This window comes from Streptomyces sp. NPDC048516 (assembly GCF_043199875.1).
In the GTDB taxonomy this organism is placed as follows: Bacteria; Actinomycetota; Actinomycetes; order Streptomycetales; family Streptomycetaceae; genus Streptomyces.
On the sequence record NZ_JBICWS010000009.1, the window covers coordinates 200705 to 224704 of the forward strand.

At 72.3% G+C, this 24000-nt stretch carries 19 protein-coding genes; 7 read left to right on the plus strand and 12 right to left on the minus strand.

Annotation, left to right across the window (positions count from 1 at the left end):
- Window positions 1-19 precede the first annotated feature (19 nt).
- The 5 genes from ACGFR7_RS19990 (at window position 20) to ACGFR7_RS20010 (ending at window position 4519) form a co-directional block, all read left to right on the plus strand.
- Window positions 20-340 (plus strand): (2Fe-2S)-binding protein, encoded by a 321-nt coding sequence (locus ACGFR7_RS19990; RefSeq protein ID WP_393320691.1) that lies wholly within the window; start codon window positions 20-22, stop codon window positions 338-340.
- Window positions 321-1715, plus strand: coding sequence for an NAD(P)/FAD-dependent oxidoreductase (locus tag ACGFR7_RS19995; RefSeq protein ID WP_393320694.1), 1395 nt, complete (start codon window positions 321-323; stop codon window positions 1713-1715). The genes ACGFR7_RS19990 and ACGFR7_RS19995 overlap by 20 nt, the downstream gene beginning before the upstream one ends.
- A 74-nt stretch (window positions 1716-1789) precedes the next feature.
- On the plus strand, window positions 1790-2692 hold the full coding sequence (locus tag ACGFR7_RS20000; protein WP_393320697.1) for a dihydrodipicolinate synthase family protein: 903 nt from the start codon (window positions 1790-1792) through the stop codon (window positions 2690-2692).
- A 13-nt stretch (window positions 2693-2705) separates the two neighbouring features.
- Window positions 2706-3707, plus strand: a complete 1002-nt coding sequence (locus ACGFR7_RS20005) for a proline racemase family protein (protein WP_393320700.1) — start codon at window positions 2706-2708, stop codon at window positions 3705-3707.
- A gap of 95 nt (window positions 3708-3802) precedes the next feature.
- Complete coding sequence (locus ACGFR7_RS20010; RefSeq protein ID WP_393320703.1) at window positions 3803-4519, plus strand: GntR family transcriptional regulator; 717 nt, start codon at window positions 3803-3805, stop codon at window positions 4517-4519.
- Window positions 4520-4567: 48 nt separating this feature from the next.
- Here the strand turns inward: ACGFR7_RS20010 and ACGFR7_RS20015 are convergent, their stop codons facing one another.
- A complete protein-coding gene (locus ACGFR7_RS20015) occupies window positions 4568-5962 on the minus strand; it encodes an aminopeptidase P family protein (protein ID WP_393320706.1) in 1395 nt (464 codons plus the stop codon).
- 138 nt (window positions 5963-6100) lie between these two features.
- Between ACGFR7_RS20015 and ACGFR7_RS20020 the strand changes: the two genes are divergently transcribed.
- A complete protein-coding gene (locus ACGFR7_RS20020) occupies window positions 6101-8440 on the plus strand; it encodes a collagenase (protein WP_393320709.1) in 2340 nt (779 codons plus the stop codon).
- Between the two features lie 96 nt (window positions 8441-8536).
- Here the strand turns inward: ACGFR7_RS20020 and ACGFR7_RS20025 are convergent, their stop codons facing one another.
- Together ACGFR7_RS20025 and ACGFR7_RS20030 are read right to left on the minus strand one after the other, a co-directional pair.
- On the minus strand, window positions 8537-10939 hold the full coding sequence (locus tag ACGFR7_RS20025; protein WP_393321014.1) for a glycoside hydrolase family 65 protein: 2403 nt from the start codon (window positions 10937-10939) through the stop codon (window positions 8537-8539).
- A 41-nt stretch (window positions 10940-10980) separates the two neighbouring features.
- Window positions 10981-11742, minus strand: coding sequence for an HAD family hydrolase (locus tag ACGFR7_RS20030; RefSeq protein WP_393320712.1), 762 nt, complete (start codon window positions 11740-11742; stop codon window positions 10981-10983).
- Between the two features lie 281 nt (window positions 11743-12023).
- Here ACGFR7_RS20030 and ACGFR7_RS20035 point away from each other — a divergent pair, with 281 nt between their 5' ends.
- The gene (locus tag ACGFR7_RS20035) at window positions 12024-12899 is read left to right on the plus strand and encodes a universal stress protein (protein WP_393320715.1); all 876 of its coding nucleotides are present in this window, start codon (window positions 12024-12026) and stop codon (window positions 12897-12899) included.
- Window positions 12900-12919: 20 nt separating this feature from the next.
- Here ACGFR7_RS20035 and ppk2 read toward each other — a convergent pair whose 3' ends face one another.
- The 9 genes from ppk2 to ACGFR7_RS20080 form a co-directional block, all read right to left on the minus strand.
- Window positions 12920-13741: a polyphosphate kinase 2 gene (gene ppk2, locus ACGFR7_RS20040; protein ID WP_393320718.1), complete on the minus strand. Its 822-nt coding sequence runs from the start codon at window positions 13739-13741 to the stop codon at window positions 12920-12922.
- Window positions 13742-13774: 33 nt separating this feature from the next.
- A complete protein-coding gene (locus tag ACGFR7_RS20045; RefSeq protein ID WP_393320721.1) occupies window positions 13775-15121 on the minus strand; it encodes a nicotinate phosphoribosyltransferase in 1347 nt (448 codons plus the stop codon).
- A 62-nt stretch (window positions 15122-15183) separates the two neighbouring features.
- Window positions 15184-15483, minus strand: a complete 300-nt coding sequence (locus tag ACGFR7_RS20050; protein ID WP_393320723.1) for a dsRBD fold-containing protein — start codon at window positions 15481-15483, stop codon at window positions 15184-15186.
- 196 nt (window positions 15484-15679) lie between these two features.
- Window positions 15680-16558 carry a universal stress protein gene (locus ACGFR7_RS20055; RefSeq protein WP_393320726.1) on the minus strand — a complete coding sequence of 293 codons (879 nt, stop codon included), beginning with the start codon at window positions 16556-16558 and terminating at the stop codon, window positions 15680-15682.
- Window positions 16559-16680: 122 nt separating this feature from the next.
- Entirely contained in the window at window positions 16681-17922 is a 1242-nt protein-coding gene (locus ACGFR7_RS20060) for a permease (protein ID WP_393320728.1), read from the minus strand.
- Between the two features lie 87 nt (window positions 17923-18009).
- Window positions 18010-19296: a sugar ABC transporter permease gene (locus ACGFR7_RS20065; RefSeq protein WP_393320731.1), complete on the minus strand. Its 1287-nt coding sequence runs from the start codon at window positions 19294-19296 to the stop codon at window positions 18010-18012.
- Window positions 19293-20102 carry an ATP-binding cassette domain-containing protein gene (locus tag ACGFR7_RS20070; protein ID WP_393320733.1) on the minus strand — a complete coding sequence of 270 codons (810 nt, stop codon included), beginning with the start codon at window positions 20100-20102 and terminating at the stop codon, window positions 19293-19295. The genes ACGFR7_RS20065 and ACGFR7_RS20070 overlap by 4 nt, the downstream gene beginning before the upstream one ends.
- A 13-nt stretch (window positions 20103-20115) precedes the next feature.
- Entirely contained in the window at window positions 20116-21216 is a 1101-nt protein-coding gene (locus ACGFR7_RS20075; RefSeq protein WP_393320736.1) for a sugar ABC transporter substrate-binding protein, read from the minus strand.
- Window position 21217: 1 nt separating this feature from the next.
- Window positions 21218-23629, minus strand: coding sequence for a SpoIIE family protein phosphatase (locus ACGFR7_RS20080; protein ID WP_393321017.1), 2412 nt, complete (start codon window positions 23627-23629; stop codon window positions 21218-21220).
- Window positions 23630-24000 lie beyond the last annotated feature (371 nt).

Genomic DNA, 24000 nt, shown 5'->3' on the forward strand with positions numbered 1-24000 from the left:
CACCGAGAGGAGTCCGGGGATGACCCGTCGCCGCACCCCCGCCGACGTCGTACGGGCCGCGCCGGGACCGGCGTTCGAGATCCGTTTCGACGGGCGGCCGCTGCCCGCGCTGCCCGGTCAGAGCATTGCCGCCGCACTCTGGGCGGCCGGCGTGCTCTCCTGGCGGACCACGCGAGGTGACGGGCGGCCGCGCGGGGCCTTCTGCGGGATCGGCTCCTGCTTCGACTGCCTGGCCACCGTCAACGGCCGGCCCAATCAACGGGCCTGCCTGGTGCCCGCCCGGCCCGGGGACACGATCACCACCCAGGAGGGACACGGGCATGCCGATCTCACCGTCTGAGACCCACGACCTCGTGGTCATCGGCGCGGGGCCGGCCGGGCTCGCCGCCGCCGTCACCGCCGCCGGCTTCGGGCTGCGGGTGGCACTCGTCGACGCGGCCCCCCGGCCCGGCGGACAGTTCTACCGGCAGCCGGCTCCCGGGCTGGGCGCCGCCCGCCCCGAGGCCCTGCATCACTCCTGGCGCGCCTTCGCGCGGCGTACCGCACGGCTGGACGCGCAGCTCGCCGCGGGCCGGGTGAGTCACTTCGCGGCACACCATGTCTGGGCCGTCACCCGGGACCCGGCGCACTGGACCGTGCACGCGGTCACCGGGCCCGACGGGGCGCAGGGCCGGGCCGAGGTGCGCGCGCAGCACGTGCTCCTCGCCACCGGCGCGCACGAGCGCCAACTCCCCTTCCCCGGCTGGACGGTGCCCGGTGTCGTGGGGGCGGGAGGCGCGCAGGCCATGCTCAAGGCGGGGCTGGTGCTGCCGGGGCGGCGGATCGTGGTCGCCGGCAGCGGTCCGCTGCTGCTCGCCGTCGCCGGATCGCTGGCCGCGGCCGGCGCCACCGTGCCGGTGGTCGCCGAGGCGAGCGGCTACGCCGGATACGCCCGTGCCCCGCGCGCGCTTGCCGTCAACCCCCGCAAGCTCGTCGAAGGGGCCGGTCACGCGGTGAGCCTGCTCCGCCACGGCGTACGCCTCCGTTCCCGCAGCGCGGTCACCGCCGTGCACGGCACCGACCGGGTCGAGGCCGTCACCCTGACCCGGCTCGACCGGGACTGGCGGCCGGTGCCCGGGACCGGCCTGCGCATCCCCTGCGATGCGCTCGCCGTCGGACACGGACTCGTACCGCAACTGGAGCTGGCCACGGCACTGGGCTGCACCACGCGTCGTACTCAGGACGGCACCTGGGCGCTGGTGCTCGACGAGCAGCAGCGGACCACGGTCGACGGCGTCTGGGCGGCCGGTGAGGCCGGGGGTGTCGGGGGTGTGGAACTCGCTTTCACTGAGGGCGAGTTGGCGGCGTACAGCATCGCGCGTCGGGCCGCCCGGGGCGCGCTGCGGCGCCGCCGGGACCGGCTGCGGCGGTTCGCCCGGGCCATGGCCGCCGCCCATGCGCCGAGCCCCGGCTGGACCGGGTGGCTGCGTGAGGACACCGAGGTCTGCCGCTGCGAGGAGGTCACGGCCGGCCGGATCCAGGAAGCCGTATCCGGTCTCGGCGCCCGCGACACCCGCACCGTCAAACTGCTCACCCGGGCCGGAATGGGCTGGTGCCAGGGGCGGATGTGCGGGCCCGCGGTGGCGCGCCTCGCGGGTCAGGCCGGGCCCGCGGCCGATCGCAGACCCCTGGCCTGTCCCGTTGTCCTGGGGGAACTCGCGGAAGAACAGGGCTAGTTCGATTCCGGGCGGCCTTGGCAAGCCTCTGGGGCGCCCAGTAAAATGTCACACCTCATAGAAGGAGACTTCACATGGTCACCCGCACTCGCACCCGCCCCTGGCACGGCATCATGGTTGCCACCACCCTCCCCTTCCGTGACGACCTCTCCGTCGACCACGACGCCTACGCCGACCAGGTGGCCCGGCTGCTCGCCGCCGGCTGCGACGGTGTCGTCCCCAACGGCTCCCTCGGCGAGTACCAGACGCTCACCGACGACGAGCGCGCCCGTGTCGTCCGTACCGCCGTGGAGGCCGCCGGTGACGGCGACCGGGTGATGCCCGGTGTCTCCGCCTACGGCAGTGCCGCATCGCGCCGGTGGGCCGAGCAGGCCGCCGAGGCGGGCGCCGGTTCCGTCCTGCTGCTGCCGCCCAACGGCTACCGTGCCGAACCGGCCGCGGTCCGTGCCCACTTCGCCGAGGTGGCCGCGGCCGGCCTGCCCGTCGTCGCCTACAACAACCCCTTCGACACCAAGGTCGACCTCACCCCCGGCCTCCTCGCCGAGCTGTACGCCGACGGCAGCATCGTCGCCGTCAAGGAATTCAGCGGCGATGTCCGCAGGGCCTACGAGATCGCCGAAGTCGCCCCGGAACTGGACCTGTTGATCGGCGCCGACGACGTCCTGCTCGAACTCGCCCTCGCCGGTGCCGTCGGCTGGGTGGCGGGCTTCCCCAACGCGCTGCCCGAGGCGTGCGGCGCCCTCTACCGCGCCGCCCTCGCCGGTGACCTCGACACCGCGCGGCCGCTCTACCGCGCCCTGCACCCGCTGCTGCGCTGGGACTCCCGGCCCGAGTTCGTGCAGGCGATCAAGCTCGCCATGGACCTCGCCGGACACCGCGGCGGCCCGACCCGTCCGCCGCGCTCCCCGCTCACCGCCGAGCACTCGGCCGTGCTCCGCGCCGCCACCGGAAAGCTCCTCGCCGACGGCCACCACTGAGAGGGGGCTCGCCATGCGCACCCGCCATGTCTTCCACGCCGTCGACTCCCACACCGAGGGCATGCCCACCCGCGTCATCACCGGCGGCGTCGGCACCGTCCCCGGCGCCACCATGGCCGAGCGCCGGCTGCACTTCGCCGAGCACCGCGACGCCCTCCGTACGCTCCTGATGAACGAGCCGCGCGGCCACGCCGCCATGAGCGGCGCGATCCTCCAGCCGCCGACCCGGCCCGACGCCGACTACGGCGTCCTGTTCATCGAGGTGTCCGGCTACCTCCCGATGTGCGGACACGGCACGATCGGCGTGGCCACCGTCCTCGTCGAGACCGGCATGGTGGCGGTCGAAGAACCCGTGACCAGGGTGCGGCTCGACACCCCCGCCGGACTGGTCACCGCGGAGGTGCAGGTGAGGGACGGGGCGGCCACGGCCGTCACCCTCACCAATGTGCCCGCCTTCTGCGCCGGACTGGACCGCAAGGTCGCCGTCCCGGGCTACGGCACGATCGGCTATGACCTCGCCTACGGCGGCAACTTCTACGCGATCCTGCCGCTGAACAGCGTCGGCCTGCCCTTCGACCGGGCCCGTAAGGACGACATCCTCGCCGCCGGACTCGCCCTCATGGAGGCCGTGAACTCCACCGACCGGCCGGTCCATCCCGAGGACGAGCGGATCGGCGGCCTCAAGCATGTCTACTTCGCCGCGCCGGGGTCGGACGCCTCCCGCTCCCGGCACGCGATGGCCATCCACCCGGGATGGTTCGACCGCTCGCCGTGCGGTACGGGCACCTCCGCGCGGATGGCACAGCTGCACGCACGAGGCGAACTCCCCCTCCACCAGGAATTCGTCAACGAGTCGTTCATCGGAACGGAGTTCACCGGCCGTCTCGTCGCCACCACCACGGCCGGCCCGCTCCCGGCCGTCGTCCCCACCGTCACCGGCCGGGCCTGGGTGACCGGCACCGCGCAGTACTTCCTCGACCCGTCGGACCCGTTCCCCGCGGGGTTCGTGCTGTGACGCACGGCCCGTGAGGCCGACGGCCGTCCGCCACCAGGGAGTTCGCGCAACGTGACATTGTACGCTGGCACTCCGCGCCAATCCGGAGGACCACGATGGGTGAACTCAAGCACCGCAGCCTGATCACCGCGCAGGAGCGGCTTCGCGATCAGGTCGCCCATCAACTGCGCGCGGCCCTGATCGCTGGGGAGCTCCGCCCGGGGTCGGTCTACTCGGCCCCGGGCCTCGCCGCGGACTTCGGCGTCTCCGCCACCCCGGTGCGCGAGGCGATGCTCGACCTCGCCCGTGAGGGGCTGGTCGAACCGGTACGCAACAAGGGCTTCCGGATCACCGAGGTGAGCGAGCGCGACCTCGACCAGTTCACCGAGATCCGTGCCCTGATCGAGGTCCCGGTCGTCGGCCAGGTCACCCGGACCGCCGACCGTGCACAGTTGGAGGCCCTTCGCCCTGCCGCCCTGGAGATCGTCGCCGCCGCCCGCGCGCACGACCTCATCGGTTACCTGGAGGCCGACCGCCGCTTCCACCTCGAACTGCTCGGCCTCAGCGGCAACGACCGCCTGGTCGAGACGGTCGGGGAGCTGCGCAAGCGCTCCCGTCTCTACGGTCTCACCCGCCTCGACGAGCGCGATCAGCTGCTGCCCTCCGCCGAGGAGCACGTCGAGCTGCTCGATGTGATGCTGACGGGCGATGCCGAGGCCGCCGAGGCCTGTATGGCCCGCCACCTCGGCCATGTCCGTTCGCTGTGGGCCCAGGTCCGCGACGAGCCGCTGGTACCGCGGCCGCAGCGGCCGCGGACCGCCCGCCGGGGCTGACCCGGCGGTCGGTCGGCCAGGGCGGCCAGGGCGGCCAGGTCGGCCCGGTCAGCCGTCGGCCCGGCCGCTGAGGAGCCCGTCCATCCACTCCTCCACCCCGTCGGCGGTGCGCGGCAGTGCCGACGACATCAGCCGGGCACCGTCCGAGGTGATCACCAGATCGTCCTCGATCCGGACGCCGATACCGCGCAGCTCCGATGGCAGGGTCTCGTCGTCGGGCTGGAGATAGAGCCCCGGTTCGACGGTCAGGACCTGCCCCTCCGTCAGGACGCCGTCCAGGTACTGCTCCGCGCGGGCCCGTGCGCAGTCGTGCACATCGAGCCCGAGCATATGGCCCGAACTGCACAGCGTGTAGCGCCGGTACAGGCCGCTGCCGGCGGAAAGTGCCTCCCGTGCCGGGATGCGCAGGACGCCCCAGTCGGCCAGCCCCTCGGCCAGGACGCCCGTACAGGCCCGGTGGAAGTCCCGGAAGCTCGCCCCCGGTTTGAGGGCGGCGATGCCCGCCTCCTGTGCGGCGAGCACCAGCTCGTACACCCGGCGCTGGACGGGGGAGAAGCGCCCGGACAGCGGCAGGGTGCGGGTGAGGTCGGCGGTGTACAGCGTGTCGGTCTCCACGCCCGCGTCCAGCAGGAGCAACTGGCCGGGGTCGAGCGGTCCGTCGTTGCGGGTCCAGTGGAGCACACAGGCATGGGCGCCGGCAGCGGCGATGGTCTCGTACCCGGTGCCGTTGCCCTCGGCGCGGGCGCGCAGTTGGAAGACCCCTTCGAGCCAGCGTTCGCCGCGCGGGTGGCGCAGTGCGGTGGGCAGGGACCGTACGACGTCCTCGAACCCGGTGGTGGTGTGAGCGACGGCCTCCTGGAGCCGGGCCACCTCCCAGTCGTCCTTCACCAGCCGCAATTCGCTGAGCACGGAGGCGAGTTCGGCGTCGTGGGCGGCGTCCCGCCCGGGCCGGCGGGGTCCGAGGTCGTCCAGGTGCGCACAGCGGATGCCGGTGAGGCGTTCGGCCTCGGCGAGATCGGGGCGGCGTCCCACCCAGAACTCGCCGTGGCGGCGGTCCCGGTAGAACGCCCCACCGTCGTCCCGCGGCGGCCGCGGCCGCAGGTACAGCACCGCCTCGCCGTCCGGTTCCAGCACCAGGACATGCCCCGGCTGGTCCTCGCCGGTCAGCCCGGTCAGCCAGGCGTAGGCGCTGTGGGGGCGGAAACGGTGATCGCAGTCGTGGGAGCGGACCTTCAACTCTCCTGAGGGGATGGTCAGCCGCTCGCCGGGGAAGCGTGCGGCGAGCCGGGCCCGGCGGCCGGCGAACCGTGCGAAGCCCGGGACGCGGGGCCCGTCGGGCGGCGGCGGGGTGGTGGCCCACTGGCCGGTCATGAAGGCGGCCAGGGCGTCCGACACCGGCAAGTCATGGCTGCCGGTGTGGAGTTGGGGGGCGCGCGAGGTCAAAGGACACCTCCGGTAAAGAAAGTTACCTGAAGCCTTGTCAGTGCAATTTCACATTACTATGTTATGGGTCACACCTCGTGGAGTGAAGGCCACCGCCTCCATCGCCACACAACCCCCCACTCCCTTCCGGAGGTTCAGGTGTCCCCTTCGCGTCTGCCGCGCAGCATCCTGCTGGCCGCGGCCCTCGCCACCACCCTCGCCCTGCCGGCCGTCCAGGCCGCCCAGGCGGCACCCCACCCGTCGGCCACCTCCTCACAGACCCGGGCACCGCAACCCGGACACCGGCCCGCCGCCCCCGCCACCAACCCCTTCGACCACGCCCAACGCCTCGCCGCAGCCCCGAAGTCCGACGCCGCCCCGGCCCCGGCCCCCCGTGCCCTCGTCGAGAGAGGCCGCATACCGGGCCCCCAGAGCAAGCCCGCAGGACCGCCCCAGGGCCCCAGACCCGAGGTCGCCCCCTGCACCCTCGACGGCATCACCGGCCTGAATCCCGAACAGTTCGCGGACTTCCTCGCCGACCCCGCCGTCACGGCCGACGACTGCCTGCGCACCCTCGTGTGGACCTGGGACCCCCGGCTCATCCCCGTCATGTCCGACGCCCACGTCCAGGCGGTGGCCCGTCGTATCACCGGCCTGGCCGCCGCCCACGACGGCAAGAACACCAGCCATCTGTACGAGATGTTCACGTACCTGCACGCGGTGGCCTACCAGGACTTCTCGCACGACGAGATCGACACCACCGACGCCCCCACGGTCGACGCCGTACGCCGCGCCGTCGAGGCCTTCGGCACCGCGGCCCGCACCTTCGACGTCACCCGGGCCAACGCCGACACCCTGCGCGAAGCCCTGTACGCCGCCAGCGCCCCGGGCCTGCGGCAGCACCAACTCGACCTGATCCAGCGGGTCCTGGCCACCATGGACGCGGCCCACCCCGCCACTGACAAGGACCCGGCCTGGGGCAACGCCGCCCTGGCCGCGCTCTCCGTCAACTACCTGGGCGTCTACCCCGGCAACAAGGACACCGCCTTCCAGTACGCGGTCGCCGCCGACCCCGCCTACCGCGCCGTCTTCAAGGCGTTCGCCGGATACACCCACCTCAAGGGGACACCCAACGCCTGGGTCGTACGCGACGCGCTCGGGGAGTACGGCCGCTTCGGCCAGATCGGCTCCCTCAAGCGGGCCATCGTCACCGACCTCGGCGCCCTCCTCCCCACCACCGTGCGCAACTTCGGTGACGGCAGCGAACCCTGGGCCAAGGTCGCCGGCTGGCTCATCTTCTTCGACGCCTGCAAGCCGTACGCGGTGTGCAAAGAGGACATCGAAAAGCGGATCTTCCCGCGCACCTACTCCTACGACAACGGCGCCATCACGGTCCGCACCGCCCTCGACCGCGCCGTCGTCGACCAGCTCTACTACGCGTCCAAGCAGGTCAGGTCCCAGTTCCACCGGGTGCTCGGCACCACCCAGCCGCTGGCAGGCGACCCCAACACCACCCTCACCATCGTCCTGTACGCCTCCCGCGCCGACTACGAGGTCTACCACCCGCTGCTCACCGGTATGGACACCAACAACGGCGGCGTCTACATCGAGCAGGGCGCGACCTTCTACACCTACCAGCGGCGCGTCCCGCAGGACTCCAGCCTCACCCTCGAAGAGCTCTTCCGGCACGAGTACGTCCACTACCTCAACGGCCGCTTCGCCGTCCCCGGCTTCTTCGGCGAGGGCCCCTGGTACGAGGGCGACCGCACCACCGCCATGGACGAGGGCAGCGCCGAGTTCTTCGACGGCTCGACCCGTGACAACGGCATCGCCGTGCGCCGGTCACTCGTCCGCGACATCATCGCGGACACCGCAGGCGGCAAAGCCCGGATGAGCATCAACGAGTTCCTGCACGCGACGTACGACCACGACGGCTTCCGTTTCTACTCCTACGCCGGGACGTTCTTCGAGTTCCTGTGGCGCGACCACCCCGCGATGCTCCAGGAGATGTACCGGTATCTGCGGGCGGACGACCCGGCAGCCTTTGACTCCTGGCGCAACCGCATGGGATCCGACCCCGGGCTGCAGCAGCAGTACGACGCCTTCCTCGACGCGCAGATCGCCATCGTCGACGACCTCTTCGTGCCGGACACGGCGTTCACGCCCAACGGATCCCTGAAGTTCGCCACCCCCGCCGAAGTACGGAGCGCCTTCGCCGCCGCCACCGCCAACACGCCCGTCTGCAAGGACGACGGCGACCGGGGCATCGGCCGCTTCACCTGCACCGGCCGGATCACCGCCAACCTCGCCAACTCCGGTGACCCCGGCCAGGTCTTCAAGGACATGTCCGAAACCGTCGACTACTTCATCCTCGACCGCACCAAGCCCGCCGCGAACAACTTCACCGATATGAACTGCTCCTTCGGTCCCACCGAGATCTGGTCCTCGGGCCGGGCCGGCAGCGCGGACTTCCGCTGCGAGGGCCCGTTGCGGCGGTGAGCGTGCCGCCGTCCCCGGCGAGGGCACGGCCCGTCGTGCGACGTGCGGGCCGTGTCCGGTCGCCGGGCCGTGTCCGGCAGGGCCCATTGGCCTCCGTCAGTCGCCGGGCAGATCGAGCCGGCGGGACGTACCGGGCGCGAGCGAGAACGAGCGGTCGCGCAGCCTGACCCGCACCGCGGCGTTCTCGGAGGCCGGTACCTCGATCCGTACCTGCTCGGCGCGGATGCGCAGATCGATGTCCCAGTGGCGACGGAAGCGGATGCGGACCCCGAACTTCGAGAGCTCCGGCAGCGGCGCAGGATCGAGCCACAGTGCCTGGTCGCGGGTCTCCAGGCCGGTCATCCCGCGCTGGACGAAGTCCAGGGTGCCGGCCATCGCCCCCAGATGGATGCCCTCCGCCGTGGTGCCGCCCTGGACGTCCGCCACATCCCCGGCCAGCGCCTCCTCGCAGAACGTCCAGGCGTCGGGACGGTGGACGCGGGCCAGGACCCAGGCGTGGACCAGGGCGCTGAGGGTGGAGCCGTGGCTGGTGCGGTGCAGGTAGTAGTCGACGGTGGCGTGCCAGATGTCGTCGTCCAGGGGATGGCCGAGCCGGCGGAACACCGAAGCGAGCTCCGACGGCGAGAAGAGGTAGCCCAGCATCAGCACATCGGCCTGTTTGGAGGCCTGGTAGCGGTTGACCGTGTCGCCCTCCGCCTCCAGGATCCGGTCCAGCCGGCGGATGTCACCGTAGCGCTGCCGGTATCCGTGCCAGTCCAGCTCGGCGAGGTCCCCGTATCCGGCGAACTGGCTGATCACCCCGCGGTGGTAGGGCACATGGAGCCGGTGTGCGATGTCCTCCCAGCGCTCGGGCTCCTCGGGGTCGAGCTGGAGATGTTCGCACAGCTGCCGCCGATGGGCCTCGGGGAGCGTGCGGCACAGATCGAGGGCACGCATCAGCACCCAGGCCGCCGTGACATTGGTGTAGGCGTTGTCGTCCACCCCCGGTGCGGCGGCGTCCGGATAGCCGTCGTGGTACTCGTCGGGACCGACGACCCCACGGATGCGGTACCGGCCCAGGGCGTCGTCCCAGACCGCGGAGGCGGCCCAGAAGCGGGCGATCTGCAGCAGCATCTCCGCGCCCCTGGTGTGCAGGAACTCCGTGTCGCCGCTGGCCTGTCCGTACTGCCACACGTTGTAGGCGATCGCCGAGCCGACGTGGTGCTGGAGCCGGGAGTAGTCGGGCAGCCAGCGCCCCGAGCGCGGGTTGAGGTGGAGCTGCTGGGTCTCCTCACGGCCGTCGCCGGCACTCTGCCACGGGTACATCGCGCCGGTGCGGCCCGCTTCCCGCGCCGCATGGCAGGCGGCGGGCAGCCGCCGGTAGCGGTAGTCGAGCAGCGCGCGGGAGACCTGTGGCAGGTGCAGGTTCAAGAACGGCAGCACGAACAGCTCGTCCCAGAAGACATGTCCGCGGTAGGCCTCGCCGTGCAGACCCCTCGCCGGCACCCCGGCATCCAGCTCGGCGGTGTGCGGCGAGAGGGTCTGCAGGACGTGGAAGAGGTGCAGCCGCAGGATCCCGCCCGCCTCTCCGGGGACCTCCAGCTTGGCCTGCCGCCACAGGTTCTCCCAGGCGCGGCGGTGCGACGCCCGCAACTGCCGGAAGTGCGGGGCCAGGGCCACACAGTCCACGGCCGCATGCCGCGGGCTCTCGATCGCCGGGTCGCGGGAGGTGAACAGCGCCACGGTCTTCTCGACGACCGCGGGGGAGTCCAGGGGGAGGGGCAGGACCAGGGTGTGGAACGCCCCCAGCGCGGTGAGCTGCGGCATGGGCGCCCCGCCCCGGCCGGAGGAGGCACGGGTGCGGGCGGCCAGCGCGATACGGATGTCCGAGTCGAGGGTGCGGCAGCTCAGCCACACCGTGTCCGGCCGCTCGCTCCCGGTCTCCCACCCCGTCAGATGCTGGTCCGCCAGCTCCCGGTAGCGCGCGACGCCGGCATTGCGCACCGCACCGTCGATCCCTGACTCCACCTCCACCGTGCCCGTCCACCCATGGGACCGGAAGCAGGTGCGCAGCGCGGCCAGATGGGGTTCTCCCATGTGCACCAGGCGGCACTGTTCCACGGTCAGCCGCCGGCCGGCCTCGTCCTCGTAGACCGACCAGCGGGTCAGCGTGCCGTGCCGCAGGTCCAGGGTCTGCCGGTGCTCCGTCAGCTGCGGGTGGTCGGGGGAGAGCCAGGGGCCGGGAGCCGCGTCGGCGGGGCAGACCCGGTAGCGCAGCGGGAGCCAGTTGGGCAGGTTGACCATGTCCTCGTTCTCGACCGGGTGCCCCGCCACCAGCGAGGTGAGCCGGTTGTAGCAGCCGGCGGCGTAGGTGCCGGGGTAGTGCGCGGGTCCGGCCGGTACCTCGGACGCCGCGCCGCGGGTGGCGAAGTAGCCGTTGCCGAGGGCACAGAGCGTTTCGCGCAGCCGTTCCGTCTCCGGGTCGTACCCCTCGTACGACCAGGTCCAGGGGCGCGTCATCCGCCCGCCCCGGCCGTCGTACGGCCAGGTCCAGGGGCTCGTCATCCCCCCTCCCCGGCCGTCAGCAGCTCGCCGGGGTCGGCCACGACCACATCGGCGCCACGGCGGCGCAGGGCGGTGGCACTGTACGGCCCTCCCGTCCGGTCCACGCCCACCACCAGGCCGAATCCGCCGCGTCGGCCGGCCTCGACACCGGCGAGGGCGTCCTCCACCACGGCGGTGTCCGCGGCCGGGACACCGAGCCGCCGGGCCGCCTCCACGAAGAGCGCGGGGTCCGGTTTGCCGGGCAGGTTCAGCCGGCGTGCCTCGTTGCCGTCCACCACGGCCCGGAAGAGCCCGAGCACATCGGCCGAGGCCAGCAGCTCGGTGGCATGGCGGGACGCCGAGACGGCGGCGCACGGTACCCCGAGGTCCCACAGCACCCGCAGCAGCCGCACGGTGCCGGGCCAGGTGGTGACGGCCTCGGTCCGCAGGCGCGCGGTGAACAGCTCGTCCTTGCGGGCCGCGACGGCGCCGACGGTGTCCGTGCCCGGCGCGTCCTCCGGTGTGCCGGGTGGCAGACCGAGGCCCCGTGCGCGCAGGAAGGCGGCCGCCCCGTCCTGCCGGGACCGGCCGTCGACATAGCGCAGATAGTCGTCCACCGGGTCGAAGGGGCGTTGCCCGCCCGCGGCCGTCAGGCACGCGTCGAAGGCGCTCTTCCAGGCCGCCGCATGCATCCGCGCGGAGTCGGTGATGACCCCGTCGGTGTCGAAGACCACGGCCCGCAGCGAGTGCAGACAAGCGGCCAGGGGAGCGCCGCTCATGGTGACGGTTCCGTTCGCATGGTGACGGTTCCGTTCGTCGGTGTGTCCCTTCCATGGCACCTCGTCGGTGTGTCCCTTCCATGGCACCACGACTGCGGGCCATGGGCGCGCCGCCCTCCGTCACCCCGGCCCGGTGTGCGGGGTGCGGCCCGGTGCGGCCCGCCGCGGTCCCGGCCGGACGGCCTCGGGACGGCCCGGCCGCCCCCCCTGCGCGCACCGGACCACGGTGCGACGGTGGCAGTAGGCCCCGTCGCCGGGGCGAGCGAAAGGAAGTGGGGGCGATGGAGCATCCGCTGACCGTCGGGACCGATGGATCGGATGCCGCGATCCGGTCGCTGGACTGGGCGGTGGACCAGGCGGCACGCCACACCCTCCCGCTGCGGATCGTCCACGCCTCCCGGTGGGAGCGCTATGAGGGCACCTCGTCGGCGCCGGCCCCGGAACGCCCCGTCGAGCAGGTGCTCGCGGAGAACATCGTGGCGTCCGCCGCCGACCACGCCCGCCACCGCCGTGCGGACGTCAGGGTGACGGCGGAGGTGCTGGCCGACGACGCGGTTACCGTCCTCCTCAACGAGGGCCTGCATGCCTCGGCCCTGGTCCTGGGGGCGCGGGGACACGGGGAGATCAGCGGTCTGCTGCTCGGGTCGGTCAGCCTGGCGGTCGCCGCCCGCGCCCGGTGCCCGGTGATCGTGGTACGCGGTGACCCGGCCGGACTCGCGGGCACACACGGGCGCATCCTCCTCGGCGTCGCCGACCCGGCCGGTGAAATGGCGGCCGTCCGCTTCGCCTTCCGGGAGGCCGAGGCCCGCGGTTGCACGCTGGAGGCGGTCTGCGCCTGGCGCCGCCCGGCCCCCGGGACGGCCGACGCCCCGCAGCTTCCCGCAAGAGCCCACCGCTCCCACGAGCAGCAGGCCACGGCGCTGCTGGACGATGCCCTGGACAAGGCGGCCGGCGCGCATCCGGCGGTGCGGGTGGAGCGCGTCGTGGTCGAAGGACCGGCGCACAAGGTCCTGGTGCACCGCGCCGCCGCGGCCGATCTGCTGGTGGTCGGAGCGCAGCGCCGCCAGGGACACCTCGGTCCGCAGCCCGGCCGGGTGGCGCACACCGCTCTCCGCCACGCCGCCTGCCCCGTGGCGGTCGTGCCCCGGACCGCCTGAGCCGGCACCGGGGCTCGGCGCTATGTCTCCAGTCCGGCCGCATGATCGGGGACATAGGTCTGCAGATCCCGGGGCGGCCGCTGGTAGCCGGTGGCCGGCGGCCGCGGCGGCAGGGTCAGCTCCGGCGGCGCGACGGCGCGGTAGGGCACCGTCGACAGCAGGTGGGCGATCATGTTCAGCCGGGCCCGGCGTTTGTCGTCGCTCTCGACGACGTACCACGGCGACTCCGCGATGTCCGTGTGCACGAACATCTCGTCCTTGGCCCGCGAATACTCCTCCCAGCGGGTCAGCGACTCCAGATCCATGGGCGAGAGCTTCCAGCGCCGGGTGGGGTCCGCCAGCCGCCGCCGGAACCGCTGCTCCTGCACCTCGTCGCTCACCGAGAACCAGTACTTGCGCAGCAGGATCCCGTCCTCCACCAGCATCCGCTCGAAGACCGGGCACTGCCGCAGGAACCGCTGGTGTTCGGCCGGTGTGCAAAAGCCCATGACCCGTTCGACGCCGGCCCGGTTGTACCAACTACGGTCGAACAGCACCATCTCGCCCGCCGCGGGAAGGTGCTCCGCATAGCGCTGGAAGTACCACTGGGTGCGCTCGCGCTCGGTGGGCCGGGGCAGCGCCACGATCCGTGCCACCCGGGGGTTGAGGTACTGGGTGACCCGTTTGATGGTGCTTCCCTTGCCGGCCGCGTCACGCCCCTCGAAGACCACGACGAGCCGGGCGCCCTCGGTGCGTACCCACTCCTGGAGCTTCACCAGCTCCGTCTGCAGCCGGTACAGCTCCGGCTCGTACCGTGACCGCGACAGCTTCCCGGCGCCGCTGCCGCCCTGCTTGTCCGCCATACGACGACGGTACGGAGGAAAGCCCGCGGCGGCTCAGGCGTGCGAGCCGAACGGGGCCAGGGCCTCGCGCTCGATCCGCCGCCGGACCTGCTCGGTCAGGGCGGCGAGCCGCTTCGAGACCTTCGCCCGGACGGCCTGCGGCGAGCGGATGTACCGGGCGGTCACGGGCAGCTCCGCGGTATCGGCCACGACCCGCCGCCGGGCGTCCTCGAGGCGGCCGCGCGGCGTCCTGCGCACGCCCCCGCGCATCAGCGTTTCCAGCAGTGGCGTACTGCCCGGGGGGACCGGCTCCTCGGCCAGGCCGATCACGTCGTGGCACCCCGGCCGGCGGAAGACCTGCTTGCGGCCCGGCGCGGTCGCCTTCGCCGCCGACAGCTTCATCAGGGGGCGGCCGTCGTAGGCGACGAGCTTGTACGCCGAATCCAGCGAGGGGGCGTCGGCGCTCACCCCGATCCGGGTGCCCACGGCGAAGACGTCGATCGGCGCTCCCGCCCGTGCCAGATCGTGCACGGCGAATTCGTCCAGCCCGCCGCTGGCGACGATCCGGACCTGCGGAAGCCCCGCGTTGTCCAGGATCGCGCGGGCACGGAAGGCCAGTTCTGCCAGGTCACCGCTGTCCACCCGGATGGCGGAACCGTCACCGCGCCCCAGCGCGTTGAGCACCCTGGCCGCTGCCGCGACGCCGGATTCGGTGGCGTAGGTGTCCACCAGAAAGGTCACCGGTCCGGGATGGCGGAGCGCGAACGCGGTGAACGCCGCCTCCTCGTCCCCGAAAGCCTCGATGTAGGAGTGCGCCATCGTGCCCACCGCCGTCAGATCCTCGGCGTGCACGGCCGCCACATTGCTGGTGCCGGTGAATCCGGTCATGGCACCCAGCCGGGCCACCTGGCAGGCGGCGGCGGTCCCCTGGGTGCGCCGCAGCGAGAAGTCCACGACGGAGCGCCCCCGTGCGGCGAGCACGCACCTGACGCACTTGGACGCGATGGTCGTCTGATGGGTGAGGTGGTTGAGCACATACGGCTCCACGAACTGCGCCTGCGGCAGCGGAGCGGTGATCTCCAGCAGCGGTTCACCCGCCAGGACGACCCGGCCCTCCGGCACGGCCCGCACCTCGCCGGTGAAGCGCATCCCCACCAGCGGGGCGAGCTCCCGCGCCGGCCGTTGCAGCGCCTCGGCGAACACCTCGACATCATCGCGTCCGACAGCGAAGTCGGAGAGGAAGTCGAGGACCGTCTCCGCCCCGGCGGCGATCAGGAACCCCCGCTCCGGCGGCAGGGCCCGTACGAAGCAGCTGAAGGTCGCCGGCTCCGTCATGCCCTCGTGGAGGTATGAGAGGGCCATGGTCACTTCGTACAGGTCGGTGAGCGTCGCATCCGACATGGCTGGCTCCTTCCAGGGAGCGCCGTGGCACCGGCCCGCCGGTCACGGCGCCCGCACCGGTCTCACGCCATCGCGTCGGCCCAGCCGTACGCGGCGCGGTGGTCGTGCCGGGGCGGCGCGGCCCCGACCCCTTCGAGATCAAGATCCGCCACCCGCTGCAGTTGCCCCGCGAGGTCCCTCATCGCACGCCCGGCCGCGATCTCGTCGCCGATCTCCGGTACGTCCCTGTCCTCGGGGCTGCAGCGGGCCGTGCCGTGCCCGGTGAGGGTGGTGGTTCCGGTCCGGAGCACCACACGTGCCTTGGTCGTCCCGTCCTCCTCGAAGAGGTAGAGACGGACGGGCCATTCGACTGTCGTTGTCATGGCTCACCTCTGCCTTCCACCGGGGCTGCCGCCTTCCGCCGGGGGCCGCCGCCTGGGGCCGTGGGCGGAGCCGTCATGCCCTCGGCAGCCGGTCCCGCCGGTATGACCTCTCACCGTCATCATCCGCCTTCCGCCGCGGGCCGTCATGGCGCCGGCCACCGGCCGTCTCAGACCGTGGACGCGCGCCGTCGCGTGGTCACTCGTGCGGCACCACTGCCACCGGACACGGAGCGTGGTGGACGGCCGCCTGGACGACATGGCCGATACGCGGTGCCGGCAACCGGCGCCGGTGCCGCCGGCCGACGATGAGCAGCCGGGTGTCCGCGGCGCTGTGCAACAGGGCCGGCGCCGGACTCTCCATCACCACCCGCTCGTTCACCCGCAGGTCCGGGTACTTCTCCCGCCACGGATGCAGCACCGCGGCCAGCTCCTGCCGCGCGTCGCGCGCCGCCTCCTCGGCGAGGACCGGCTCCACGCCGCCGCCCCGGTTGTACGCGTACGAGGGCAGGTGCCTGCCGTGCACGGCGCGCAGCGCGGCGCCCCGGCGGGCGGCGCTGTCGAAGGCGAAGGCGAGCAGTGCCTCGCACGGTCCGTGCAGGCCCACCCCCACCACCACCTCTCCGTCCTGCCCGGCCGCCGCGATGCCCGGCCGGGCCCGTACCAGCACCGTGGGGCACTCGGTGTGCGCCACCAGCTTCAGTCCGAGCTCGCCGAGGGCGAAGCGGGACACCGGGCCCAGGTCCCGTGAGCCGAGGACCAGCAGGTCCGACTCTCCCGCGGCTTTCCGCAGGGCCTCCAGGGGATCAGCGGGCACCAGGACCGGCTCCACCGCAAGGCCGGGGAAACGGGTGCGCACCGCGGTGACGGCTTCCTCCATCATCCGGTGGGGCCAGTAGTTCTGGTCCCCCTCCTGCAGCTCCTCCAGGGAATGGGGCACCGGCTCGGGTGCGAGCAGCACCCAGGCATGCAGCAGCCGCAGGCGCGCATGGCGCAGCCGCGCCTCGTGTGCCGCCCACAGGATCGCGGACAGGGACTCGGGCGTACCGTCCACACCGGCGGTGATGAGATCGTTCATGGCCTCGCTCCGTTCCTGGCGCGCTCGGCGCATTCGCGCCCACACCTCCAGGGTGCTCGACCTCGCCCGCTCCGGCACGGGCCATTCGGCCCCTTCGGCCCGCACTCGCCCTTCGCCACCGGTCAGCGCGGACCGTGGCCGTTGCCGTGTCCGGTGCTGCCGTGTCCGGTGCCGTCATGCCCCGACCTGCCATGCCCGCTGGCGCCGTGCGCCGGCTGAGCCCGGGGGCCGTCAGGCGGCGTGCCGCCCATCACGCGCAGCATGGCCCGGCCCCCGGTGCGCAGGAAGCGGTGGACCAGCGCGGCGGCGAGGAGGAGGAAGGCGATGTTGAGCCAGGTGGTGTAGTTCCAGGAAACCCCGGACATGGGGATCGTCGCGTCGGCCTGGCGGGGGATCAGCCCCACTCCGCCGAAGACGCCTTCCACCGCATAGCCCGCGACGACGACGGACGCATAGAACGTGACCAGCAGGAACAGGGCCATCCTGGTCCCGTAGTACTTCCGGTAGATGTGCAGGATCGGCAGGATCAGCAGGTCGGCGAAGATGAAGGCGACCACCCCGCCGAAGCTGATCCCGCCCTTCCACAAAACCACCGCCAGCGGCACATTGCCGATGGAGCAGACGAACGAGGCGATCGCCACCAGCGGTCCGATCAGCGGCCCCCACACCTTCGCGGCCAGCGGGTGTCCGTCGAAGAAGAACGCGCGCCAGAAGCTGTCGGGGACCCAGGCGGCGATGGCCCCGGCGATCAGCAGGCCGAGCACCAGATCCTTGATGATCGCGGCCCATTCCATGACGAAGACGTGCGAGGTCGAGGTGTAGCCCTCGGCGGAGAACAGCCGCCGCGCGAAGGACCCCTCGCGGTGGACGGACATGTCCATCGCGGCATGCCCCTCCATGGAGCCGGCCAGCCCCCGCTCGGCCTGCTCACGGGCGCGCCGCAGCAGCTTGTCGCGCAGGAAGAGACGGAACAGCACGGCCAGCACGACGATCATGACCGGTCCGCCGACGAACTCGGCGACCGTGAACTGCCAGCCCATCAACAGCGCCAGAATGACGCCGAGTTCGACCACCAGGTTCGTGGAGGCGATCTCGAACGCCATCGCGGCCGTGAAGTGCGCGCCTTTGCGGAACAGCGACCGGGCCAGCGCGACCGCGGCGTACGAGCAGGAGGAGGACGCCGCACCCAGCGCGGCGGCCAGCGTCAGGGTGCGGGGACGGTCGTCGCCGAGCAGACCGACCACGGTGGAGGTGCGCACCACGGCCTGGACGACCGCGGACAGCGCGAAGCCCAGGATCAGCGCCCAGGTGATCTCCCAGGTCATGGATCCGGCGAGGGACAGGGCGTGCAGGATCGGGTGCATCGGCTGAGGTCTTCCGTGGCCTGCCGTGGCGCAAACGCCCGCTCGGCCGGTGGCGTTCCGGGGCCCCCGGCCCGGCGCACGGGCGCGTCAGACCCGCCCGTGCGCTTTCTGTGCCCGCCGCGACAGCGAGTCGATGACCACGGCGATCAGCAGCACCCCGCCCGTGATCATGAACTGCACGGCCGTCCGGATGCCCATGAGGGCCACACCGGAGGCGATCGACTGGATGACCAGGACACCGAGCAGGGCGGACCAGGTCCGGCCCCGTCCGCCGAACAGGCTGGTGCCGCCGATGACCGCGGCGGCGATGGCGTCCATCAGCAGCAGGCCGGCCCCCGACGTCTGACTGGCCGAGGTGACGCGTGACGCCAGGAACAGACCGCCGACCGCGGCCATCGTGCCGGACACCATGAAGACCGAGATGCGGACCAGGTCCACATTGAGGCCGGTGCGGCGCGCGGCCTCGACGCTGCCGCCGAGGGCGAAGATCATGCGTCCGTAGCGCGTGCGGCGCAGCACGCAGTCGAGGCCGACGAGCACGACGAGGAAGATCAGCAGCGCCAGCGGAAGCCCCAGGAACTGGTTGAGGACCACGGCCGCGGCCAGGGCGATCACCGCCAGCACTCCGGTGCGCAGCAGGATCTCGCTCAGCGGCCGGGCGGGCACCCCGGCGGCCCTGCGCCGCCGCACGTCGCGGTACGACACCAGGAAGTAGCCGGCGGTGCCGAGCACCGCCAGGCCGTATGCCGCGGCCACATTGTTGAAGTAATAGCTGGTCAGCATCGCGAGCAGGCCCTTGTCGTCGATGTTGATCGTGCCGCTGGAGCCCAGGACGTAGAGCATCAGGCCGTTCCAGCCCAGCAGACCCGCAAGGGTGACCACGAAGGCGGGCACCCCGACCTTGGCGAAGAAGAACCCCTGAACGGCCCCGATCACCGTGCCCCCGAGTACCGCGACCAGCAGCGCAAGCCCCTCCGGTACGCCATGGTTCACGGTCAGCACCGCGAAGGCGGCCGCCGCGAGGCCGCTCACCGACCCCACCGAGAGGTCGATCTCGCCGAGCAGCAGAACGAAGACCACACCGACCGCGATCATGCCGGTGCCGACGATGTCGACGGTCAGATTGGACAGGTTGCGCGGCGAGAGGAAGTTCTCGTTCAGGCTCTCGAAGATGATCCACACCACGATCAGGCCGAGAGCCACCGGCACCGAGCCGAGCTCGCCGCTGTGGTACCTCCGCCGGAGCATGTCGAGGGGGTTCTGCGCCCCGAAATCGGGCGCGAGGCGGCGCCGGTCGGCAGGGGGCACCGCCCCGCCGGTGGTGCCCTGCACGCCGGACGGCCGCTGCTTGCGCAGGGCCCAGGTCCTGCTCATGGCTGCCCCTCCCACCCGGGTGTCTTGCGGCGGGACACGGCGTTGTCCGTGGCCCCGGTGATCGAGGAGATGATCTGTTCGTGGGACGTGGTCGTCACATCGAAGAAGCCGTTATTGCGGCCGAGCCGCAGGACGGCGACCCAGTCCGCGACCGCCTTGATGTCACCCATGTTGTGGCTGATGAGGAGCACCCCCAGCCCGCGTTCGCGGAGCTGGTCGACGAGGTCGAGGACCTGGGCGGTCTGTTCGATGCCCAGGGCCGCGGTGGGTTCGTCGAGGAGCACGAGCCTGGGCTCGCCGAGCAGCGAGCGGGAGATCGCGACGGTCTGGCGCTGGCCGCCGGAGAGCGAGGCGACCGGGAGGCGTACGTCGGGCATCCGGATGGCCAGCATGTCGAGCAGGTCCAGGGTCAGGCGCTCCATCTCCACCTCGTTCAGCACACCGGCCCGGTGGATCTCGCGGCCCAGGAAGAGATTGCCGACCACGTCGAGGTTGTCGCACAGCGCGAGGTCCTGGTAGACGGTGGCGATGCCCAGGTCCTGGGCCTCGTGGGGGCGGGTGATCTGGGCGGGCCGGCCATCCCACTCGATCACGCCCTCATCGGCGGGATCGACCCCGGCGACCACCCTGATCAGCGTGGACTTGCCGGCGCCGTTGTCGCCCACGAGCGCGACGACCTGGCCGGCGCGGACCTCCAGTTCGACGTCCGCCAGGGCCTGCACGGCGCCGTACCGCTTGGAGATACCGCGCAGCGCCAGCAGGGGCGGCGCCGGTACCGGTCGTCGGAGGGCTGGGCCGGGCTCCATGGAGATACCTGCCTTACCTGGTGAGTCCCGCCTTCCGGCAGGCGGATGCGAACTTGGGGGTGCAGATCTGCTCGATCGTGTACATGCCGTCCTTGACCACGGTGTCCTTGATCCGGTGCACGGTCACGGAGACCGGGGTGAGCAGCACCGCCGGGATGCCCCGGGTGGTGGGGCTGTTGATCGTGTGCGTCGTGATGCCGTCGAGCTTCTTGCCGCGGCCCAGTGCGACGGCCATGGCGGCGGCGGTGCCGGCCTCGGGCGCGAAGGGCTTGTAGACGGTCATGTACTGAGCGCCGGTGACGATGCGCTGGATGGCGGCGAGTTCGGCGTCCTGGCCGGTGACGGGCGGCAACGGAGAGATCTTCGCGGCCTGCAGGGCGGAGATGATGCCGGCCGCCAGCCCGTCATTGGCGGAGTAGACACCGTCGATGTTCCCGGCGCCGAGAGCCGAGATGGCGGCGGACATGTTGCTGTTGGCGTTCTCCGGCCGCCACCCGGAGGTCTCGTAGGCCTTCCCGATCTTCACCTTGCCCCGGAGCACGTCGAGCGCGCCCTGTCTGAACCAGGCGGAGTTGGGATCCGTCGAATCGCCGTTCATCATGACGATCTGCGCGCCGCGTGCCTTGTCGCCGAGTGCCTGGAGAAGTGCCTCGCCCTGCAGCTCGCCGACTCTCCTGCCGTTGAAGGAGACATACGCCGAGACCGGTCCCTCCACGAGGCGGTCGTAGGCGACGACCGGGATTCCCGCCGCCCGCGCGCTCTCGACCGGCGAGCGCAGCGACTTGGAGTCGACGGCGTCCAGGATCAGCACCCGGACCCGCTTGGTGATCATCGCGTCCATCTGCTGCTGCTGGGTGGCCACATCGTGCTCCGCGCTGACGACCTCCACCGTGCATTCGGGGCAGAGCTGATGGATCTTCTTCTCGATCAGCGGCTTGTCGAAGTGGTAGAGGCGCGAGGTGTTGTCCGGGAGCAGCACACCGATCTTCAGGGCGCCGCCGGAGGCGGGCCCGCTCGGCTCGTGCACCCCGCCGGCCTTGCCGCAGGCGGCCGGCCCGGCCAGCAGGCACAGCCCGGCCAGGACGGCGGCAGCTCCCCGTAGAAGAGCACGCACCTCAGGGAACCCCCTTCCCCTCCCGCCGGCCGTCCGCGCCGGCCGGCGCCCCCGCCCCCTCGGCGTCGAGCTGTTCGTGAGGCTGCAGGGTGATCTCGCTCCACACCTGCTTGCCGCCGCTCAGCGGCACCGAGCCCCAGGACGCCGACATCGCCTCGACGAGCAGCAGCCCGCGGCCGCCGGTCGACTCCCAGTCCACGGTCGTCGGCTTGACGGGTGCGCGGGGCGAAGCATCGTTCACCGCGATCCGCAGCCGGTCCCCGGCCAGGGTCAGATCCAGCCGCACCTCCCCCTGCGTATGGGCAATGGCGTTGGTGACCAGTTCCGACACCACCAGCTGGGCCACGTCCAGCTCCTCGCTCACCTGCCAGGAGCGCAGGGTGCGGGCGGTAAAGCGGCGGGCGTGCATGACGGCGTCGGGGAGCCGCCACACCGTCCAGTGCGCCCGGGTCGGGCGGACGCGCATGCCGTCGTAGCGCAGCACCAGCACTGCCACATCGTCGTCGCGCCGCTTCGTCTCGCCGAGCAGCTGGTCGGCGAGTTGTCCGGCGTCGGCAGGGTCGGCGGCGGCAAGCAGCTCGCGCACCCGGCGGATCCCGTCGTCCAGGTGGAGCGTGGCCGATTCGGCCAGGCCGTCCGTGAGCAGGACGAGCACGGCGCCGGGGGCCAGGCCCACCTCGGTCAGCGGGAACTCCCCCTCGGCGGCCACCCCCAGCGGAGGACCGCCCTCGACCGACAGCTCCTCGGTGCTGCCGTCGGGGTACCGCAGCAATGGCGGCAGATGCCCGGCCCGGACGAACCAGGCGATGCCCTCCTCCATGTCCAGGTCCACATAGCAGCAGGTCGCGAAGAGATCGGTCTCCATGCCGAGGAGCAGCCGGTTGGCATGGGAGACCACCACGTCGGGCGGGTGCCCCTCGACCGCGTAGGCCCGGATCGCGGTGCGCATCTGGCCCATGATCGTGGCGGCGCCGGCGCTGTGGCCCTCCACATCGCCGATGACGAGCGCGATCCGTCCGTCGGACAGCGGGATGACGTCGTACCAGTCGCCGCCCACTTCGAGGCCCATCGTGGCGGGCAGATAGCGGGCGACGGCCACCCCGCCGGGCAGCGACGGCAGCTTGCGGGGCAGCAGACTGCGCTGGAGCATCGTGGCGAGCTCATGCCCGGCGTCCAGCGCGTGGGCGCGGACGAGGGCCTGGCCCACCAGACCCGCGGTCGCGGTCAGCAGGGACCGTTCCTCCGGCCCGAACGGGTGCTCCTCGTCCCAGCCGATCAGGCACACCCCGACGATCCGGCCGCCGGCCGGCAGCGGCAGGACGGCGAGGCCGCCGGGCCCGATGCCCGCCAGGTCGGGTTCGAGAGCGGCCCCCGGCGGCCACAGCGCCACATGGCCGCCCCGGACCACGCTCTCCAGCGAGGGCATCGAGTGGCACGACGCATCGGGCCACTCGGATCTCCACTCGGACCGCCACACCGCGGGCCAGGCGTCGGGCTCCGGCGGGTCGAGGACGGACACCACGAACCGGTCGGCCTCCAGCTCGGCCACCGCCACCCGGTCGGCGCCCAGCGGCATCCGCAGGGCGCCGACCACCACCCGGCTGACGTCGCGGATGGTCGTGGCGCCGGCCAGCGCGGCGGACAGCCGCTGCACGATGGAGACCTCGTCCGCACTGGGGCGCAGGTAGGAGGCGTCGGCAACCACGCCCAGCATGCGCTCCGGGGCGCCGGCGGCGTCGACCAGCACCCGGCAGCGCAGACTCAGCCAGCGGAGCTCGCCGTTGGGCCTTCGGATACGGATCGACAGCTGCTGGGCGGGGGAGGGCAGCCGGCCCGGCTCCACCATCGACATCAGCGCGGGAACGTCGTCCGGTGCGGTGCACTCCAACAGCGTCTCCACCCGCCGGTCGAAGTGCTCCGGAGCGATCCCGAACAGCTCCAGTACCTGGCCGTCCGCATCGATCCGCCCGGTGCCCAGCATCAGCGTGAAGGCGCCGCCCCGGAGGGTGTCCAGCCCCGGTCCCAGCAGCGACCGCCGCTCCGTGCGGGCCATCACCCGGGCGGCGACGGCCTCCAGCCCCGCGGACACCTGGTCGGCATGGAGTTCCAGCAGATGGCGGCGGTCGGCGTCGAAGGCGTCCGGTGCCTTGTCCATGACGACCAGGCACCCCAGCCGTTTCGCGTCCCCGCCCAGCGGCAGCACGCCCAGTGAGACATCGGACGGCAGTGCCCCGGCGCCGTCCCAGGGCTCCGCACCGGGGCTGCCCGGGGGAGCGGTGACGCCGTACTGCGCGAGCTCCGTCGGGCTCAGCCACAGGGGAAGGCCGGTGCGGAAGGCCGCCGCGACCGGGGAGTTGCCGGACAGCGGGAAGCTCGCCGGCAGTCCGTAGGGGGCACCGGTACCGCCGACCATCTCGGCCAGCTGAAGAGCGCCGCTCCCCTCGGCGGGCACATAGACCGCGGTCAGCTCAGCCCCGGTAGCCCCGAGGACCCGTGCGGTCACTTCCTGCACCGCCTCCGTATGCCGGAAGCCGTCGTCGTAAGCCACGGTCGCCGTATCCGCCCTCCGGAGCCGGAGCGTCGACCCCGCCACCGCTTCACCGGATATGTCATCATTCACGGCCTCCTCTCCATGGTGCGGCACACCGGGAGGGGGCAGCTAGTCGGAGCGGTGGTCACGGTGTGTGGCGGGCGCGTGGCGCCACGACAGCACAGCGGGCGGCGCACCGCCGAGTGCCGCCGCGCCCCGAGGGCCGCCGCGGGCGGATCGGCCGGTGAACGGCC

Coding starts and splice junctions, on each gene's coding strand:
- ACGFR7_RS19990 (WP_393320691.1), top strand. CDS start 20: ATGACCCGTCGCCGCACCCCCGCCGACGTCGTACGGGCCGCGCCGGGA.
- ACGFR7_RS19995 (WP_393320694.1), top strand. CDS start 321: ATGCCGATCTCACCGTCTGAGACCCACGACCTCGTGGTCATCGGCGCG.
- ACGFR7_RS20000 (WP_393320697.1), top strand. CDS start 1,790: ATGGTCACCCGCACTCGCACCCGCCCCTGGCACGGCATCATGGTTGCC.
- ACGFR7_RS20005 (WP_393320700.1), top strand. CDS start 2,706: ATGCGCACCCGCCATGTCTTCCACGCCGTCGACTCCCACACCGAGGGC.
- ACGFR7_RS20010 (WP_393320703.1), top strand. CDS start 3,803: ATGGGTGAACTCAAGCACCGCAGCCTGATCACCGCGCAGGAGCGGCTT.
- ACGFR7_RS20025 (WP_393321014.1), bottom strand. CDS start 10,939: ATGACGCGCCCCTGGACCTGGTCGTACGAGGGGTACGACCCGGAGACG.
- ACGFR7_RS20030 (WP_393320712.1), bottom strand. CDS start 11,742: ATGAGCGGCGCTCCCCTGGCCGCTTGTCTGCACTCGCTGCGGGCCGTG.
- ACGFR7_RS20035 (WP_393320715.1), top strand. CDS start 12,024: ATGGAGCATCCGCTGACCGTCGGGACCGATGGATCGGATGCCGCGATC.
- ppk2 (WP_393320718.1), bottom strand. CDS start 13,741: ATGGCGGACAAGCAGGGCGGCAGCGGCGCCGGGAAGCTGTCGCGGTCA.
- ACGFR7_RS20045 (WP_393320721.1), bottom strand. CDS start 15,121: ATGTCGGATGCGACGCTCACCGACCTGTACGAAGTGACCATGGCCCTC.
- ACGFR7_RS20050 (WP_393320723.1), bottom strand. CDS start 15,483: ATGACAACGACAGTCGAATGGCCCGTCCGTCTCTACCTCTTCGAGGAG.
- ACGFR7_RS20055 (WP_393320726.1), bottom strand. CDS start 16,558: ATGAACGATCTCATCACCGCCGGTGTGGACGGTACGCCCGAGTCCCTG.
- ACGFR7_RS20060 (WP_393320728.1), bottom strand. CDS start 17,922: ATGCACCCGATCCTGCACGCCCTGTCCCTCGCCGGATCCATGACCTGG.
- ACGFR7_RS20065 (WP_393320731.1), bottom strand. CDS start 19,296: ATGAGCAGGACCTGGGCCCTGCGCAAGCAGCGGCCGTCCGGCGTGCAG.
- ACGFR7_RS20070 (WP_393320733.1), bottom strand. CDS start 20,102: ATGGAGCCCGGCCCAGCCCTCCGACGACCGGTACCGGCGCCGCCCCTG.
- ACGFR7_RS20080 (WP_393321017.1), bottom strand. CDS start 23,629: ATGGTCGGCGGTACCGGTGCCCCCTACGGACTGCCGGCGAGCTTCCCG.